Origin of the sequence: Micromonospora lupini str. Lupac 08, from assembly GCF_000297395.2 — a bacterium.
Taxonomy (GTDB): Bacteria; Actinomycetota; Actinomycetes; order Mycobacteriales; family Micromonosporaceae; genus Micromonospora; species Micromonospora lupini.
In genome coordinates this window covers 6,476,053-6,492,229 of the sequence record NZ_HF570108.1, presented here as the reverse complement: position 1 = coordinate 6,492,229, position 16,177 = coordinate 6,476,053, and the positions used below count along the sequence as shown (strand labels likewise).

Here is a 16,177-nt window from a genome sequence, read left to right as displayed (position 1 = left end):
ATGGCGTTCGACCTGGGTGGGGTGGCCTTCACGTCGCGGCTGATCCTCGGTACCGGCGGTGCCGCGAACCTGCACGTTCTGGAACAGGCGATCCGCGCGTCCGGCACCGAGCTGGTCACGCTGGCGCTGCGCCGGGTGGACACCGCCCCGGGCACCGCCGGAGGGTTGCTCGACCTGATGGACCGGTGCGGCGTACGGCTGCTGCCGAACACCGCCGGCTGCCACACCGCCACCGAGGCGGTGAAGGTGGCCCGGCTGGCGCGCGACGCGTTCGACACCGACTGGGTCAAGCTGGAGGTGATCGGCGACGAACGGACGCTGCTGCCCGACGGCGTGGAACTGCTCCGCGCCGCCGAGGAGTTGGTCGCCGACGGCTTCACGGTGCTGCCGTACACAAGTGACGACCCGGTGCTCGCCCGCCGCCTCGCCGACGTGGGCTGCGCCGCGGTGATGCCCGCCGGCGCGCCGATCGGCTCGGGGCTCGGCATCGGCAACCCGCACCACATCCGGCTGATCCGCCAGAGCGTGGACGTACCCGTGATCCTCGACGCCGGCATCGGCACGGCGTCCGACGCGGCCCTGGCCATGGAGCTGGGCTGCGACGCCGTCCTGCTGGCCAGCGCGGTCACCCGGGCCGCCGACCCGGTGGCGATGGCGACGGCGATGCGGTACGCCGTCGAGGCCGGCCGGCTGGCCGCCGGTGCGGGCCGGATCGCCCGCCGCTTCCACGCCCTCCCGTCCACCCCCGACGAGGGAAGACCAGACCTGTGACCGGGTGGACGGGCGCAGCCGGGCCGGCGGGCTCGCCGGCTCCGGATCTTGGTACGAAACGGCCCCTGGAGGGGCGTTTTCTCACCAAGATCTCGGCGATCGGGGGGATCGTCGTGCTGACCGACCGCTGGCAGGCACGGCGACCACTCGCGGAGATCGTGGCTGCTGCCGTGGCCGGAGGAGTGCGGGCCGTCCTGTTGCGCGAGAAGGACCTGCCCCGAGCCGAGCGCGCTGCCCTCGCCGCCGACCTGCGCCCGATCCTCGCGGAGGCGGGCGGGACGCTCATCGTTGCCGGCCCGGATCCGCTCGACGGCGACGCCGTGCACCTGCCGGCCGCCGGCCCCTACCCGGCACCGCGCTGCCGCCTCGTCGGCCGCTCCTGCCATGACGAGGCGGAGTTGCTCCGACTCACCAGGGAGGACTACGCGACCCTGTCGCCGGTCTTCCCGAGCCGCAGCAAACCCGGTTACGGCCCGCCCCTGCGACCCGACGGTCTCGCGAGCCTGATCCGGCGCAGCCCCGTGCCCGTCCTGGCGCTCGGCGGCGTAGAAACCCCGGACCGCGTAACCGCTTGTGTAGAGGCGGGCGCCGCCGGAGTGGCAGTGCTGGGCGCGATCATGCGAGCCACCGATCCCGCCGAAATAGTGGCGAGCTTGACCAGCGCATATGTCAAGGCGGTCAGCTCGAAGCCGCCCGAAAGCGGGCACGGGCGCACGGAGGTCTCCCGGTCAGGGCTGCGGCCGACCGTGCCCACGCAGGGATCAAGCCTGACCGCCCGGAGTGGGCACGGTCGGCCGCAGCCCCCAACCGCAACCAGGGAAAGCCCGTGACCCCGAAGACCATCCTCACCATCGCCGGCTCCGACTCCGGCGGCGGCGCTGGCATCCAGGCCGACCTGAAGGTCTTCGCGGCGCTCGGGGCGTACGGCACCAGCGTCCTCACGGCTGTCACCGCCCAGAACACCAGGGGTGTCGACGCCGTCCTGCCGTTGCCGCCGCGCACGGTCACCGAGCAGTTGGACAGCGTCCTCGCCGACTTCACCGTGCGCGCGGTCAAGACGGGAATGCTCGGCACGCCCGCCGTCGCCGACGTGGTGGCCCAGGCCGCCCGGGACGGCCGGCTGCCCCAACTCGTCGTCGATCCGGTGCTGGTGGCCACGAGCGGCCACCGGCTCGGCGTGGTGGGCGCGGTGGAGCGGCTGCTCCCGTACGCCCGGGTGGCGACGCCGAACTGCGCGGAGGCCGCGGCCATCACCGGACGCCCGGTGGACGACCTGGCCGGGATGGTCGTCGCCGCGGAGGCCCTCGCGGCCGGCGGCCCGGAGCACGTGGTGGTCACCGGCGGTGACCTGGGTGGGGACGAAGCGGTCGACGTGCTGCACGGGGGAGGCGTCACGACCCTGCTGCGCGGGCCACGCGTGGACACCCGGCACACCCACGGCACCGGGTGCTCATTCTCGGCGGCGATCGCCGTGCGGCTCGCGCTTGGCGATCCGGTGCCGGCGGCGGTCGGGGCCGCCAAGGAGTACGTGCTCCGCGCGCTGTCCGGCGCGCGGAGTTGGGAGCTGGGCGCGGGGCGCGGGCCGCTGGATCACTTCGGCTGGTCCGCCTGATCACCAGGGAGGTTGTCATGCAGGCACGAGGCAAGGTGTACGTCGAGGGGTCACGGCCGGATGTGCGGGTGCCGTTCGCCGAGGTGGCGCTGACCGGCGACCATCCGCCGGTGCGGCTCTACGACACGTCCGGACCGGGATCGGACCCGTCGGTGGGGTTACCCGCGCTGCGCGGTCCGTGGATCGCCGAGCGGGGTGACGTGGCGCCGGTGCGAGGCGCGGGTACGCCGCTCGCCGGTGTGGACGGACGTCGTCCGACGCAGTTCGCGTACGCGCGGGCCGGTGTGGTGACGCCGGAGATGGAGTTCGTGGCGATCCGGGAGAACGTCGACCCGGAACTCGTGCGGGCCGAGATCGCCGCCGGTCGGGCGGTGCTGCCGCTCAACGTCAACCACCCGGAGTGCGAGCCGGCGATCATCGGCAAGGCGTTCCTGGTCAAGGTGAACGCCAACATCGGCACCTCGGCGGTCAGCTCGTCGGTCGCCGAGGAGGTGGAGAAGCTCACCTGGGCCACCCGCTGGGGCGCCGACACCGTGATGGACCTGTCCACCGGCAAGCGGATCCACGAGACCCGCGAGGCGATCGTGCGGAACTCGCCGGTGCCGATCGGCACGGTGCCGATCTACCAGGCCCTGGAGAAGGTCGGCGGGGACCCGGTCAAGCTGAGCTGGGAGGTCTTCCGGGAGACCGTGATCGAGCAGGCCGAGCAGGGCGTCGACTACATGACTGTGCACGCGGGGGTGCTGCTGCCGTACGTGCCGCTGGCGGTGGACCGGGTCACCGGGATCGTCTCCCGGGGCGGTTCGATCATGGCGGCGTGGTGCCTGGCCCACCATGAGGAGAACTTCCTCTACACGAACTTCGCCGAGCTGTGCGCGCTGCTCGCGCGCTACGACGTGACGTTCTCGCTCGGCGACGGGCTGCGCCCCGGCTCGATCGCCGACGCCAACGACGAGGCGCAGTTCGCCGAGCTGCGCACCCTCGGCGAGCTGACGAAGATCGCCTGGGAGCACGACGTGCAGGTGATGATCGAGGGCCCCGGCCACGTGCCCATGCACAAGATCAAGGAGAACGTGGACCTCCAGCAGGAGTGGTGCCACGAGGCACCCTTCTACACGCTCGGCCCGCTGACCACTGACATCGCGCCCGCGTACGACCACATCACCTCGGCGATCGGCGCCGCGATGATCGGCATGTTTGGCACCGCGATGCTCTGCTACGTCACCCCGAAGGAGCACCTCGGCCTGCCGGACCGCGACGACGTGAAGGCGGGCGTGATCGCGTACAAGATCGCGGCCCACGCGGCGGACCTGGCCAAGGGGCACCCGGGCGCGCAGGAGTGGGACGACGCGCTGTCGAAGGCGCGGTTCGAGTTCCGCTGGGAGGACCAGTTCAACCTCTCGCTTGACCCGGAGACCGCGCGGTCGTACCACGACGCGACCCTGCCCGCGGAGCCGGCGAAGACGGCGCACTTCTGCTCGATGTGCGGCCCGAAGTTCTGCTCCATGAAGATCACCCAAGAACTCAAGGAGTACGCGGCCCGCGGCATGAAGGACAAGTCGGAGGAGTTCGTCTCCGGCGGCGGGAAGGTCTATCTGCCGCTCGCCTGACCTGGTGCGTCATGATCGACTCGGGTTCACTGAAATCGGGGCGTCCGAGCGCGGTGGACAGCCCGGATTCAAGGAACCCGAGTCGATCACGTTGGGGTGGTCAGTCGCGGTGATGCCGGCCGGTGGAGCGCAGCGAGCGACGGCCGTTCTCCTGCTCGGGCTCGTTGTCCGCGATCGGCTTGCCGAGCCCGGCGACCCAGTCGACGAACTCCTCGTCCTGCGTGGCCAGCGGCTCCGCCGCATCCGCTGCGGGCCGCTTCTCCTCGTCGGCCCGGGCCCGGTTGCGCCGGAACAGGCCACCGAGCCGTCCCCGCCGGGAGGGCTGCTCCACGCCGTCCGTGGACGTCGCCTCGGCCCGCCGGGCATCGCTGTCCGGCCCTCCGTCGCTGTCCGTTCCGCCTGTGTCGGCGGTGCCGGACGCGCCCCTGTCCGTGGCGGACGCGCCTCTGTCGGCGGTGGCGGACGCGCCCCTGTCGGTGGCGGACGTGCCTCTGTCGGCGGTGCCGGACGTGCCACCCTGCTCCGGTATGCCCGGACCGGCCGACGGCGGCACGACACGTCCCGCCGCGGCGGATGCCCCAGCAGCGTCGGCGAGCCGGCCGCGCCTGCCGGCGACCCGGCCCGTCGTGCTGCTGTCCCGGTCCGTCGTGCTGTTGCCTCGGTCTGGCGTGCTGTAGTCCTGGTCCGTCGTGCTGGCGGCGCGGTCTCTCGACCGGGTCCCGCCAAGCGTGGCGGCGGACGGGCTGCCCTGGTCCGTCGTGCTGGCGGCCGAGTCGGTCGGCCCGCCCCGGCCTGGCCTGCTGACGGTCGGGTCGGTCGGCCCGCTCAGTCCCGGCGTGCCGACGCTCAGTTCCGGGGTGCTGGCGCTCAGGTCGGGCGTGCTGGCGCCCTGGTCCGTCGTGCTGGCGGTCCGATCCGATGTGCGTCGAGTGGTGTTGAAGGCGTCCCAGGTGCTGGCGCGGCTCAGGTCCGGCAGCGGCGCCCGGTGCCGGAAGCGCGGCGTCCAGTCCTCCGCGACGACTGGAGCATCCGAAGCGGACGCTTCGGGGGCAGTCGTTTCCGTCTCCGGCTCGGTGGTCCACGCCGAGGTGACCGGCCAGGCCGGGGCCGCCGGAGTCCACCGGTCGGTCGTCGGGGCGTCGGCAGTCGCCTCCCCGAACAGCGACGAAGCGCGGCCGTCGCCCTCGGTCGCGGACGGTTCGGCGCGGCCCGTCGAAAACCTCTCGACCGGTGCGGGATCACCACCCCCGACGTCGGTGCCCTCCGGCTCGGTGCTGGTGACCCCGGCGCGCCGGCTCTCTCCGCCCATCCCGGCAGTCTGACCCTGCGGATCTTTCCCGTCGGCCTGGTTCTCCTGGCCGGACGCGGCGTCCTGGCCGGGCAGGGGAGCGCCCTGGTCGACGGCACCAGCGGAGTCGGCGCCGGTCACGTCGATGGCCTTGCCGGACCGGGCCGGCCGCCTGGTGCGCCCACCGGTCGATCCGGCGGCTGCCGCCATGCCCCCACCGATGGTTCCGGCGGCCGGTGCCGTGCGCCCGCTGGTCGATCCGGCACCTGCCGTGCTGTCAGTGGCCGACTCGACACCTGCCGTGCGTCCACCGGTCGATCCAGCACCTGCCGTGCTGTCGGTGGCCGATCCAGCGGCTGGTGCCGCCACGGGACCAGAGGTCAATCCGGCTGGCGGTGCTGCCGCATCGTCAGCGGCGGCCTCCGTCGGGGCGTGGGCGGCGCCGTCGGCGACCTTCGGGTCCGAGTCGGCGGGCGCGGGAAGGCCCGCCCCTGCGACGGGGGAGTCCCCATCCGGCGTGCTCGCCTTCGGCGTACCGCCGCCGGTCACCGTGGGCCCACCGCCGCTGGTCGCCTCGGTGGCGGCCAACTCCCGTCCGGCCGGTGCCGTGCCCTCGATCGTGCCCGACCCGACCGGAGCGGACTTCGGCTTGCGCGTACGGCGCGGCTTGGGTGCGGGGGAGTCGGCCGGGCCGTCACCCAAGACCGGCGTGCCGGTGCTGCCCGCGACCGGCGTGCTCGTGCTGCCCGCGACCTGCTGGCCGTCGTCCGCGACCGGGGTGTTGGGGCTGCCCGCGACCGACGTGCTCGTGGTGCCCTGGGCCGCCGTGCCGGTGACGGGGGCGACCGGGTTGCCGGTCGTCGGATGGTCGCTGCCCGGCTCGTTCCTGCCGGTCGGGTCGTCGCCGCCCGCGTCGGGCGTCGGGTCGACGGCTCCGGTATCACCGGCCGGGAGGGTGGACGTCTCAGCGGCGGACGTCGCAGCCGTGGACGCCGGGACGGTCGGGGTGTCGCCGTCCCGGCTCGACGGCGTCGACTGTCGCCCGGCGGTGAACTCGCCGGTCGGGTCGGTCAGCCAGGAGGCGGGGGCCGGTGGGTTGGTCCCACGGTCGTGCTGCCCGCCCGTGCGGAGTGCGTCCTCGGTCGAGGCGCCCGCCTTCGGTACGTCCGGGGCGGTGTGGGTGCGCTGACGGCGGCCGACCTGCCGGGGCGCCTGCTCCGGGCGGGTCGCGTCGGCGGGGACGGGGCCGTGCTGGCCGCTGGCCGTGGTCGCCGGCCAGTCCCAGTGCGCGGGGACGGTGCGTACGGTGGCGGTGTCGTCGGCGGCGCGCGGACCTGGACCGGTGTCGGCCAGTTGTCCACCGGCGGCGGCCGTTTCGGCGGTGGGCTCGGTGTCGCGGCGGTCGTCGACCGGATCCGTCGACGTCGCCGCTTCGGTGCCCGGCAGGGGCGGGCCGGCGGGCAGCGGGCGCAGGATGTCGGTCGGCTCGATCGCCTGGGGGGCGGCGGTGCGGGCGCCGACGGGCCAGCGCAGCAGGGCCGCGGCCGCCGCGCCGAGGGCGCCGGCGAGGATCGCGATCAACGCGCCGTAGTAGGGCGTGGTCTGGTAGCGGTCCACCGCGTCGCCGGGGCCGGCGGTCAGGTACGCGAATGCCACAAGCACGGGACCGGCCACCCCGGTCGCTCCGCTGACCAGCGGAACCTGGCCGCGCCAGCGGGCCAACCCGGCGGTCGCGGCGCCCGTGAGCAGCGCCACCACGGGCAGCAGGAGCAGCGCCAGACGCTGCGCGGCGGCGTCGTCCAGCCAGTTCGGTTCGAGGACGCCGAGGCGGACCGTGGGCAACGCGCCGGCCGTGCCGAGCGACGGCAGGACGGAGATCAACGCCAGCAGCCAGACCGCACCGGCCACGGCCGCCATGTTCCAGCCCAGTTCCGGTCGGAACAGCACGGCGACGGCCGCGCCCGCTCCGATGACCGCCCCGAGGATGGCGCAGATGCCGACTGCCCAGACCGGGTCCACCGAGATCAACTCGGCGGCTCGGGCGGGCTGCATGCAGAGCGGGGCCACTGCGGTGGCGCCGAGCGCCGCCGCGCCGCCGATGGCCAGTTGCCGGCCGATGCTGGGCGGCGGTGCGTCCCGGCGGGCCAGGCGCCCGGTCAGGACGGCGCCGGCGACGGCGGCGTTCGCGGCGAACCAGCCCACCCAGACGAGCTGGGCCGGCCACTGGTTGACGGTCGTGCCGGTGAAGGCGCCGGTGAGTCGGACGATGCCGAAGCCGTACGCGACGCCGAGCTGGCCGGCTCCGGCCAGCACGCTCACCCCGAGCGCCGTGAGCAGTAGTCTGCCCCAGGTCCGAAAGGCCATGTCCGGCACGTTACGCACCTGGTACACCCGATCGCCACCGGCGCGCCGCGCGGCGCGGCGGGGCGCGCCCGGCGGGTCTACTTGAGTTCGACCAGTCGGGCCAGGTATGTCGTGTCCCCGACATTGGTGAGCATGTGTACCGCACCGGGGTCCCGGTAGACGACTCCGCCGGTGGGCTCGTCGGCGTCGATCCGGGTGCCGTCGATGGTCTGTACGACGTTCTTCGCACCCTCGATCGCCACCACCAGGTAGGGGTGGTCGTGCCGGTGCAGGGGCTGCCGCTCGCCCGGTTCGAGCCGGATGTGCCAGACCCGGACCCGGTCGTTCTCGTACACGATCTCCTGGCCCACCGGCCCGAGTTCGGTGCCGTCGATCACGTCGGTCATCGTCCCGCCTCCAGTTGGGGGAGCACCTCGGCGGCGATCAGCTCGAGGTGGTCGAGGTCGTCGAGGTCGGTCATGCGCAGGTGCACCCGGGTGGCGCCGATCTCGGCGAACTCGCCGAGCCGTTCCACGAGCTGCGCGGGGGAGCCGACCACCGGGTCCTCCGGGGGCAGCGCGCTCTTCTCGTGCAGGGGCGCGGCCCGGAGCTGCGCCTCGGCGTCGGTACGGCCGATGGCCACCACGATCCCGGCGGAGAGCACCAGCGGCGCCCGCCCGGCCTCCGCGCGACCCACGCGGTCGCACGCCTCCCGCACCCGGTCGTACGCCGCGGCGGTCTCGGCCACGGACTTGAACGGCATGTTGAACTCGTCGGCGTAGCGGGCGGCCAGTTCGGGGGTCCGCTTGGGACCGCGCCCGCCCACGATGATCGGCGGTCCGGGCACCTGCGCCGGTTTGGGCAGCGCGGGCGCGTCCACCAGCCGGTAGTGGTCACCGGTGAAGCTGTACGTCTCACCCACCGGGGTGGCCCACAGCCCGGTGATCACCTCGAGTTGTTCGGCCAGTCGGTCGAAGCGCTCGCCGACGGCCGGGAACGGAATGCCGTACGAGGTGTGCTCGCGCTCGTACCAGCCGGCGCCGATGCCGAGGTCGACCCGGCCGCCGCTCATCTGGTCGACCTGCGCCACCAGCACGGCGAGCGGGCCGGGCAGTCGGAAGGTCGCCGACGTGACCAGGGTGCCGAGCCGGATCCGTCGGGTCTCGCGGGCCAGCGCGGCGAGGGTCAGCCAGGCGTCCGTCGGGCCGGGCAGGCCCGGGTCGGCGCCCATCGACTGGTAGTGGTCGGCGCGGAGGAAGCCCTCGTACCCGCCGTCCTCGACCAGTCGGGCGAACCGGAGTTGCGTGTCGTAGTCGGCACCCCGGTGCGGCTCGGTGAACACCGACACCCGCATGGTCATCGTCCCTCCACGCCGGCCGCGGCCGGCTGGTCGCGTTCCATCAACAGCTCGTGCAGGTCGGCGCTGACCCGGGCGACGTCGGCGAGGTGGGCGTTGCGGCCCAGGGTGCGGGGTCGGGGGATGGCCACCTCGACCACCTTGCGGATCCGGCCGGGGCGGGGGCTCAGCACGACCACCCGGTCGGCGAGCAGCACCGCCTCGTCGATCGAGTGGGTGACGAAGACGATCGTCGGCTTGTTCTCCATGTGCACGCGCTGGAGTTCGCCGGAGAGTTCCTCGCGGGTGAGCGCGTCGAGCGCGGAGAACGGCTCGTCCATCAGCATCACCCGGGGTTCGCCGATGAGCGACCGGCACAGCGACACCCGCTGCTGCATGCCGCCGGAGAGTTCGTGCGGCAGCCGCTTCTCGAACCCGGCCAGCCCGGCCACGTCGAGCAGTTGCCGGGCCCGCTCGCGGTGCTTGGCGCGGCTCCAGCCGAAGATCTCCACCGGCAGCAGGACGTTGTCCAGCACGCTGCGCCACGGGAGCAGCGCCGGCTTCTGGAACAGCATGGCGATGTCGCGGCGGGGCCGGGTGATCGGCGTTCCGGCCACGGTGATCTCGCCGGAGGTCAACGGAAGCAGCCCGGCGATCAGCCGCAGCAGGGTCGACTTGCCGCAGCCGGACCGCCCGAGCACGGCGACGAACTCGCCCTCGGCGACGTCGAGGTCGATGCCGCGCAGGGCCTCGACCTGGCCGGATCGGCCCTCGAAGGTACGCGACACCCCGGACAGTCGGATCATCTGCGGCGTACCTCCGCTGAGTGGACGGTCAGGAATCCGACAAAGGCTAGCTGCACCGTTGACATCTCGCACCGTCCGGGGTGGTCGTCAGGTTGTTTCCGTTCCGCAACCCGATACGCCTGGCGTCGCAACTGTGGGTTTCTCGTACGCTGTGCCCGCGAAGAGTCCCCTCACGATGGCGGTGCCCGGCTTCGACCCCTCCCGCCGGTTCCGTCGCGACAACCCCCTCCGGTGGCCTGCGGCCCCGGTCGGAAAGGACATGGTGCTACTGATGAGAAGGCTGACCCGTACGGTCGCTACGGCCGCGCTGGCCACCGCCCTCGCCCTTGTTTCCGCCTGCAGCAGTGGGTCGGACAAGTCCGACGACGCCAAGGGCGGCAAGGGCGGATCGCTGGAGAAGGTGACCTACCTCACCTCTTTCGGCAACTTCGGCCGTGACTCCTACGCCTGGGTGGCGAAGGACAAGGGCTTCTTCAAGGAGGCCGGCTTCGACGTCGACATCAAGGCCGGCCAGGGCACCGGTGGCGTGATCCAGACCGTCGTCGGCGGCCAGGCGGACTTCGGGCCGATCGACCTCACCGGTGGTCTGCTCCAGCTCGGCAACGGCCAGGCCAAGGACTTCACGGCGGTTGCCGCGATCCAGCAGCGCACGATGGCCGGCATCGCCACCGTCGAGGGCAAGAACATCAACTCGCCCAAGGACCTGGAGGGCAAGAAGCTCGCCGACACCCCCGGCTCCGTGGTCCGCAACCTGTTCCCGACGTACGCCCGGCTCGCCGGTGTGGACGCCAGCAAGGTGACCTGGGTCAACGGTGAGGCGCAGGCGCTGATCGGCACCCTGGCCAGCGGTTCGGTCGACGGCATCGGCCAGTTCGTCGTCGGTCAGCCGACGATCGAGGCGGTGTCGAAGAAGAAGGCCGTCATGCTGCCGTACAGCAACGTGATGCAGGACCTCTACGGCAACGTGCTGATCACCTCCTCCAAGATCGCCAAGGAGAAGCCCGAGATGGTGAAGCGGTTCACCGCGGCGCTGCTCAAGGGCCTGGAGTACAGCCTGGCGAACTCCAAGGAGGCCGGCGAGATCCTGAAGAAGAACGTCGACGCCGCCAACCCGGTGGCAGCCGCCGCCGAGCTGGACCTGATGGCCGCGTACGTGCGTTCCGGCAACTCCGGCACCGCCATCGGCACGCTGGACAGCGGCCGGGTCGCGAAGAGCATCGCGATCCTGCAGGGCGCGGGCGCGCTCAAGCAGAACATCACCCCCGAGCAGATCATCGACTTCAGCCTCGCGCCGAAGGCCTGATCGTCCGGTCGTCACCAGGGGGTACGTCCCGCCGGATCCGGTGGGGCGTACCCCCGTCGCTCGTCGGCCCCCGCGGCCGGCGAATCACGAGGAGGACAAGATGACCGACGTCCGCTCAGCCGAGCCGGCGGTGACGGCGCCCCCACCCCCGGGCGCCGGCCGGGAGGCGCGTCGGGCGGGTCGGGGCGCCGGCCTGCGCGCCAGGACCGGGGCGGTGCTCCTGCCCGCGGCCGGAATGCTTGTGGCCCTGGCCGCGTGGTGGCTGATCGCCCGCTTCGAGCTGATCCCGGAGGCCGCCCTGCCACCGCCGGGGGGCGTGTTCAGCGCGTTCGTCGACAAGCCCGCCCAGATGTTGGAGCACACCTGGGCCACCCTGCTGGAGATCCTGGTCGGCTTCGCCCTGTCGGTCGCCGCCGGTGTCCTGATCGGGCTGTCCCTGGCCAGTTCCCGCACGGTGGAGCGGATGTTCACCCCGCTGCTGGTCGCCGTGAACGCGGTGCCGAAGATCACCCTGGGTCCGCTGCTGGTGGTGGCACTCGGCTGGGGTCAGAAGCCGATCCTCACCATGGTGTTCCTGCTCTGCTTCTTCCCGATCGTGCTGTCCACCGCGACCGGGCTGACCACCACGCCGGCCGACCTGGCCGAGCTGGTCCGGTCCTGGAACGCCTCCCGCTGGCAGGCGTTCCGCAAGGTGCGCTTCCCGGCGGCGCTGCCGCAGATCTTCGTCGGGCTCAAGGTGGCCATGCCGCTGGCGGCCATCGGCGCGGTGATCGGTGAGTTCCAGGCCGGGGAGAGCGGCCTGGGCTACGTCATCCTTCAGTACGCGGGCGTCGGCGACTACGCCACCGCCTGGGCGGCCATCCTGCTGGTGGCGCTGGTCAGCATCCTGCTCTACTCCGCGCTCGTGCTCGTCGAGCGGATCGCCCTGCCCTGGGTCCGTGAAACAACAAGCAGCCGCTGACCCCGATCGGCAGAGCAAAGCAAACAAAGGCAACGCAAAGGGCCGGCCCCCACAAGGAGGCCGGCCCTCTCGTCATCGACGCCGCTGGAGCGAAGGGTTTGGCCTACCGTGCCCGGCGCAGGGATCAAGCCTGACCGCCCGGAGCCGGGCACGGTGGGCCACAACCCCCAACCTGGAGCACGACGGAAGGAGCCGTCAGCCCGCCAGACGCCAACGACCGTTGCGGGCGACGAGCGTGGTGAGCGCCTGCGGCATGAGGCCGGAGTGGTTGTCGGGCGTCATGCGGATCGGGCCGGAGAGACCGTCGATCTGGGACGTCTCCAGCACGTCGCGGATGCCGTCCCGGTCGACCTTCCCGGCCGGGCCGCCGGCACGCAGTTCGGCGTCGGCGATCAGCTGGATGGCGTCGGCGGCAAAGGACGAGGACCCGTTGTAGCCGCCGAAGCGGGCTGTGTAGTCCTGGAACCACTGCCGCCGGGCCGCCTTCGCGGGCGTGGTGGCGATCACGTCGTCGATCACCATGGTCTGGGTGAAGATCATCGTGGCCTTCTCGGTGGCCCGGGCCGCCGCGCCGAGGAAGAGGTCGCCGGCCGCGCCCGCGTCGAAGAAGAGCGCTCCCCGGAACGCGGCCTGCTGGGCGCTGGTCGCGGCCAGCGCGGCCTGCTCCGGCGGGGTCCAGACGACAAGCGCGTCGAGCTTGAGCTTGGTGAGCTTCCCGACCTGTTGGGCGACCTCGGTGTCGGTGGTCTTCACCGACTCCTCGCCGGCGACCTTGATGTTGGCCTTGGTCAGTTCGCGGCGCAACGCGACCACGCCCTCGCGGCCGTAGTCGTCGTTGCTGGCGAGCAGGCCCACCTTGCGGACATTCTTGCGGCGCAGTTCGGTGGTGAGCGCTGCGGCGCTGTCCGCCGCGTTCGGGCCCAGCTTGAACACGTAGCGCCGCTCGGCGACCGGGCTCGCGATCGCCCCGGAAGCGGCGAGCGCAATGGTCGGAATCCGCTTGTCGTTGATGACACCGGCGGCACCGACCGCACATTCGTTACAGCCGCCCATGACGATGGCGCTGACCCGGGAATCGCTGCTGAAGTCGGCGATGTTGCGCAGTGACTCGGCGGCGTCGGAACGGTTGTCCTTCACCTTCAGTTCGATCTTCCGGTCGTTCAGTGCGCCGGAGGAGTTCAACTGCTCGACCTTGAGTTCCAAGGCCCGCTGGTATGCGCGGCCAACGGGGGCGGCGGCGCCGGAGAGTTCGAGGTCCGCGGCGATCACGATCGGACTCGTGTCCTGCTCCGCCCCGCCGAACTGGCAGCCGGTGAGCGTGGTGGCCACTACGGCCGATGCGAGCGCCGCGATGGTCGCGGAGCGGATGGGGCTCAACTCAGTCCTCCAGGTGCGGGCGCGGGCGCTGCCCGGTCACCGCCGCTAATCCGTCCTCAGTGGAGGACGGGATCTCCTCTGCCGTACGGTGTGTGCGCGAAGCCTGCAAAACCTTGCCAATGGCCGGCGCTGTGGTCAAGCGCGGACCCCGGTTGCATTTTCGGGACGGCCATCCCACATGCTGGGGTAACGCAATGTTTGCAAAAGCTCACTTTGCATACACGCGCGACCACTCTGGAGTTACATGCCCTGTTCAGGGGCTTGCGGAAATGAAGGTATCAGTTGACCGGATCACGGGTTCCGCGCCGTCCGACCGTTTCCTACCTCACTGCGGCTTCCCAAACACGATCTTCTCTGATGAAATCGCGGCCGTGCCGCGCGTGGTCCCCTCCGCTTACGGCACGGTTCGGCGGGCCAGGCGGGGAAGAAACGACGGAGGCGATGTCGTGAGCACCGGACCGACGACCCTGCCCGCGCTCGGCGAGAAAGCTCGGCCTGCGCGCCGGCGCCTGCCGAGACTGCGGGACGCCCGGATCCGGTCCAAGCTGGCGCTGATTCTGGTCGTTCCGGTGGCCGCCGTGATCGCGCTGGCCACCGTCCGACTCATCTCGGTGGGCGAGGGCGCCTACGACGCCACCCGGGCCCGGTCGCTCACCGCGCTGTCCATCGACGTCAGCGCGCTGACCCAGGACCTCCACGCCGAGCGGATGGCCGCGGCGGCCTACCTGGCCGCTCCCCAGCAGCCCGCCGACGCGTACAACCTGCGGGTGCGCCAGACGCAGCAGCGCGTGGACGAGTACCGCGCCGAGCGGGGCCGGATCGGCGAGGTGCCGGCCGCGTTGCAGGATCGGCTGGCGGCGATCGACGACCACCTGTCCACCCTCGACGGGACCCGCCAGGAGGTGCTGGACCGCCGGCAGATGGCAGTCGCCGAAGCGGTGCTGCGCTACGGCGTCATCCTCACCGACCTGGTCTCCTACGGCGACGGGCTGGCCCAGTTGCCCGGCGACGAGAGCCTGTCGGACAGCCGCCGGGCGGTCGCCGCGTTCGCCCGCGCCAAGGCGTCCGTCGCCGAGGAGGAGGCGGTCGCCTTCACGGCGCTGACCGCCGGCCAGCTCGACCCGGAGCAGTTCTCCTCCTTCGTGGCCACGCTGACCAGCCAGCAGGAGGCACTGGTCGCCTTCTCGCTCGCCGCCGACCCCGTGCAGCGGGCCCTCGTCGACAGCACCGTCTCCGGTGACGCCGTCGGCCTCTCCGACCGGGTCGCCACCGACATCACCCGCTCCGTCGGGCAGCGCCCGCTGGTGAGCGCGCAGGACGCCACCGCCGCCATCGGCGCGGTCAACGACCTGATGCGCTGGGCCGAGACCCAACTGCAGGACCGGCTGCTGGAGCAGGCCGACCAGGCGCGCTCGGACGTCATCCGGCAGGCAGTGGTCGAGTCGATCCTGGTGCTGCTCACCCTGATCATCGCCGTGTCGCTGGCCGTGGTGCTGGCCCGGTCGCTGAACCACTCGCTGCGCCGGCTGCGCGAGGGCGCGCTCTCGGTGGCCAACCACGACCTGCCCGACGCCGTGCAGCGACTGCAGAACATGGGCAGCGTGGGTGACGGTGGCGTGGACGAGATCGTCCGCCAGGTCCGGGACCCGATCCAACTGAACAGCCGTGACGAGGTCGGTCAGGTGGCGTTGGCGTTCAACGTCGTCCACCGGGAGGCGGTGCGGGTCGCCGCCGAGCAGGCCGCGCTGCGCACCAGCGTCTCGGCGATGTTCCTCAACCTGGCCCGCCGCAGTCAGACCCTGGTCGACCGGATGATCGGCGAGCTGGACGCGATCGAGCGCGGCGAGGAGGACCCGAAGCGGCTGGCCCAGCTCTTCGAGCTGGACCACCTGGCCACCCGAATGCGCCGCAACGACGAGAACCTGCTGGTCCTCGCCGGCGCCGACTCGGCAGTGCCGCGCCGCGACGACGCGTTGGTCGTGGACGTCCTGCGCGCCGCGCAGTCCGAGGTGGAGCTCTACAACCGCATCGAGTTCGGCACCGTCGACACCGACATCTCCGTGGCCGCACACGCGGTAAACGACGTGGTACGCCTCGTCGCCGAACTGCTGGACAACGCCACCCGGTTCTCGCCGCCGAACACGACGGTGGTCGCCGACGGTCGCCGCATCCGCGACTACGTCCTGATCCAGATCGAGGACCGCGGGCTCGGCCTCACCGACGACCAGCTCGACTCGCTCAACCGTCGGTTGGCGGCCCCGCCGAGCGTGGACGTCGCCGCGTTCCGGCTGATGGGTCTGGCCGTGGTGAGCCGGCTCGCCTCCCGCTACGGCATCCGGGTGGAGCTGCGCCGCAACGTGGAGGGCGGCACCGTCGCCCAGGTGACGCTGCCCGCCGCCACCGTGCTCCTGCCCAGCAACCGGGGCCGCGAGCAGGTACTCACCCGGCCCCGCCAGCCGATGGCGGTCGAGCAGACGCCGCTCACCCCGGTCAACCACGCCGAGTCGTACGCCGGCGCCACCACCGCGGCGGCGACGCTGCCCGACCAGTGGCGGACCAGCACTCCGGCGCCCGCGCAGTGGCAGTCGCCGGTCGACGCGCGGGACACCGCCCCGGCCGTGCAGGCAGGCGGCTACACCGGGCCCCGTCCGACGGTGCCGCCGGCCGCCGCGCCGGCCACCCCGGTCCCGCCCGCCCGTCCGGCGTACAGCAACGGCACCGGCACCTCGGTGGGCAGCCCGACCGTGGCGTACCCGACGATCGACGCGCT

At 72.3% G+C, this 16,177-nt stretch carries 12 protein-coding genes; 7 read left to right on the top strand and 5 right to left on the bottom strand.

Annotated elements, in window-relative coordinates:
• The 4 genes from MILUP08_RS30745 (at nt 1) to thiC (ending at nt 3,993) form a co-directional block, all read left to right on the top strand.
• Nucleotides 1-771, top strand: a complete 771-nt coding sequence (locus MILUP08_RS30745; protein ID WP_007465204.1) for a thiazole synthase — start codon at nt 1-3, stop codon at nt 769-771.
• An 89-nt stretch (nt 772-860) separates the two neighbouring features.
• On the top strand, nt 861-1,601 hold the full coding sequence (locus MILUP08_RS30740; protein ID WP_083916085.1) for a thiamine phosphate synthase: 741 nt from the start codon (nt 861-863) through the stop codon (nt 1,599-1,601).
• Nucleotides 1,598-2,383 (top strand): bifunctional hydroxymethylpyrimidine kinase/phosphomethylpyrimidine kinase, encoded by a 786-nt coding sequence (gene thiD / locus MILUP08_RS30735; protein WP_039906935.1) that lies wholly within the window; start codon nt 1,598-1,600, stop codon nt 2,381-2,383. The genes MILUP08_RS30740 and thiD overlap by 4 nt, the downstream gene beginning before the upstream one ends.
• A 17-nt stretch (nt 2,384-2,400) precedes the next feature.
• Nucleotides 2,401-3,993: a phosphomethylpyrimidine synthase ThiC gene (thiC, locus tag MILUP08_RS30730; protein ID WP_007465199.1), complete on the top strand. Its 1,593-nt coding sequence runs from the start codon at nt 2,401-2,403 to the stop codon at nt 3,991-3,993.
• Nucleotides 3,994-4,093: 100 nt separating this feature from the next.
• Here thiC and MILUP08_RS30725 read toward each other — a convergent pair whose 3' ends face one another.
• The 4 genes from MILUP08_RS30725 to MILUP08_RS30710 form a co-directional block, all read right to left on the bottom strand.
• On the bottom strand, nt 4,094-7,645 hold the full coding sequence (locus tag MILUP08_RS30725; protein ID WP_144057044.1) for a hypothetical protein: 3,552 nt from the start codon (nt 7,643-7,645) through the stop codon (nt 4,094-4,096).
• A gap of 77 nt (nt 7,646-7,722) precedes the next feature.
• Entirely contained in the window at nt 7,723-8,031 is a 309-nt protein-coding gene (locus MILUP08_RS30720) for a cupin domain-containing protein (protein ID WP_007465195.1), read from the bottom strand.
• Complete coding sequence (locus MILUP08_RS30715; protein ID WP_039906933.1) at nt 8,028-8,978, bottom strand: LLM class F420-dependent oxidoreductase; 951 nt, start codon at nt 8,976-8,978, stop codon at nt 8,028-8,030. The genes MILUP08_RS30720 and MILUP08_RS30715 overlap by 4 nt, the downstream gene beginning before the upstream one ends.
• A gap of 2 nt (nt 8,979-8,980) precedes the next feature.
• Nucleotides 8,981-9,766 (bottom strand): ABC transporter ATP-binding protein, encoded by a 786-nt coding sequence (locus MILUP08_RS30710; protein WP_007465190.1) that lies wholly within the window; start codon nt 9,764-9,766, stop codon nt 8,981-8,983.
• A gap of 271 nt (nt 9,767-10,037) precedes the next feature.
• On the opposite strand from MILUP08_RS30710, the gene MILUP08_RS30705 reads away from it, so the two are divergent.
• Nucleotides 10,038-11,069 carry an ABC transporter substrate-binding protein gene (locus MILUP08_RS30705; RefSeq protein WP_039909027.1) on the top strand — a complete coding sequence of 344 codons (1,032 nt, stop codon included), beginning with the start codon at nt 10,038-10,040 and terminating at the stop codon, nt 11,067-11,069.
• Between the two features lie 100 nt (nt 11,070-11,169).
• A complete protein-coding gene (locus MILUP08_RS30700; protein WP_007465186.1) occupies nt 11,170-12,030 on the top strand; it encodes an ABC transporter permease in 861 nt (286 codons plus the stop codon).
• Nucleotides 12,031-12,225: 195 nt separating this feature from the next.
• On the opposite strand, the gene MILUP08_RS30695 is transcribed toward MILUP08_RS30700, so the two are convergent.
• Entirely contained in the window at nt 12,226-13,407 is a 1,182-nt protein-coding gene (locus MILUP08_RS30695; RefSeq protein ID WP_007465184.1) for an ABC transporter substrate-binding protein, read from the bottom strand.
• Nucleotides 13,408-13,853: 446 nt separating this feature from the next.
• Here MILUP08_RS30695 and MILUP08_RS30690 point away from each other — a divergent pair.
• A partial coding sequence (locus tag MILUP08_RS30690; protein ID WP_083915947.1) for a sensor histidine kinase occupies nt 13,854-16,177 on the top strand: 2,324 nt, incomplete at its 3' end.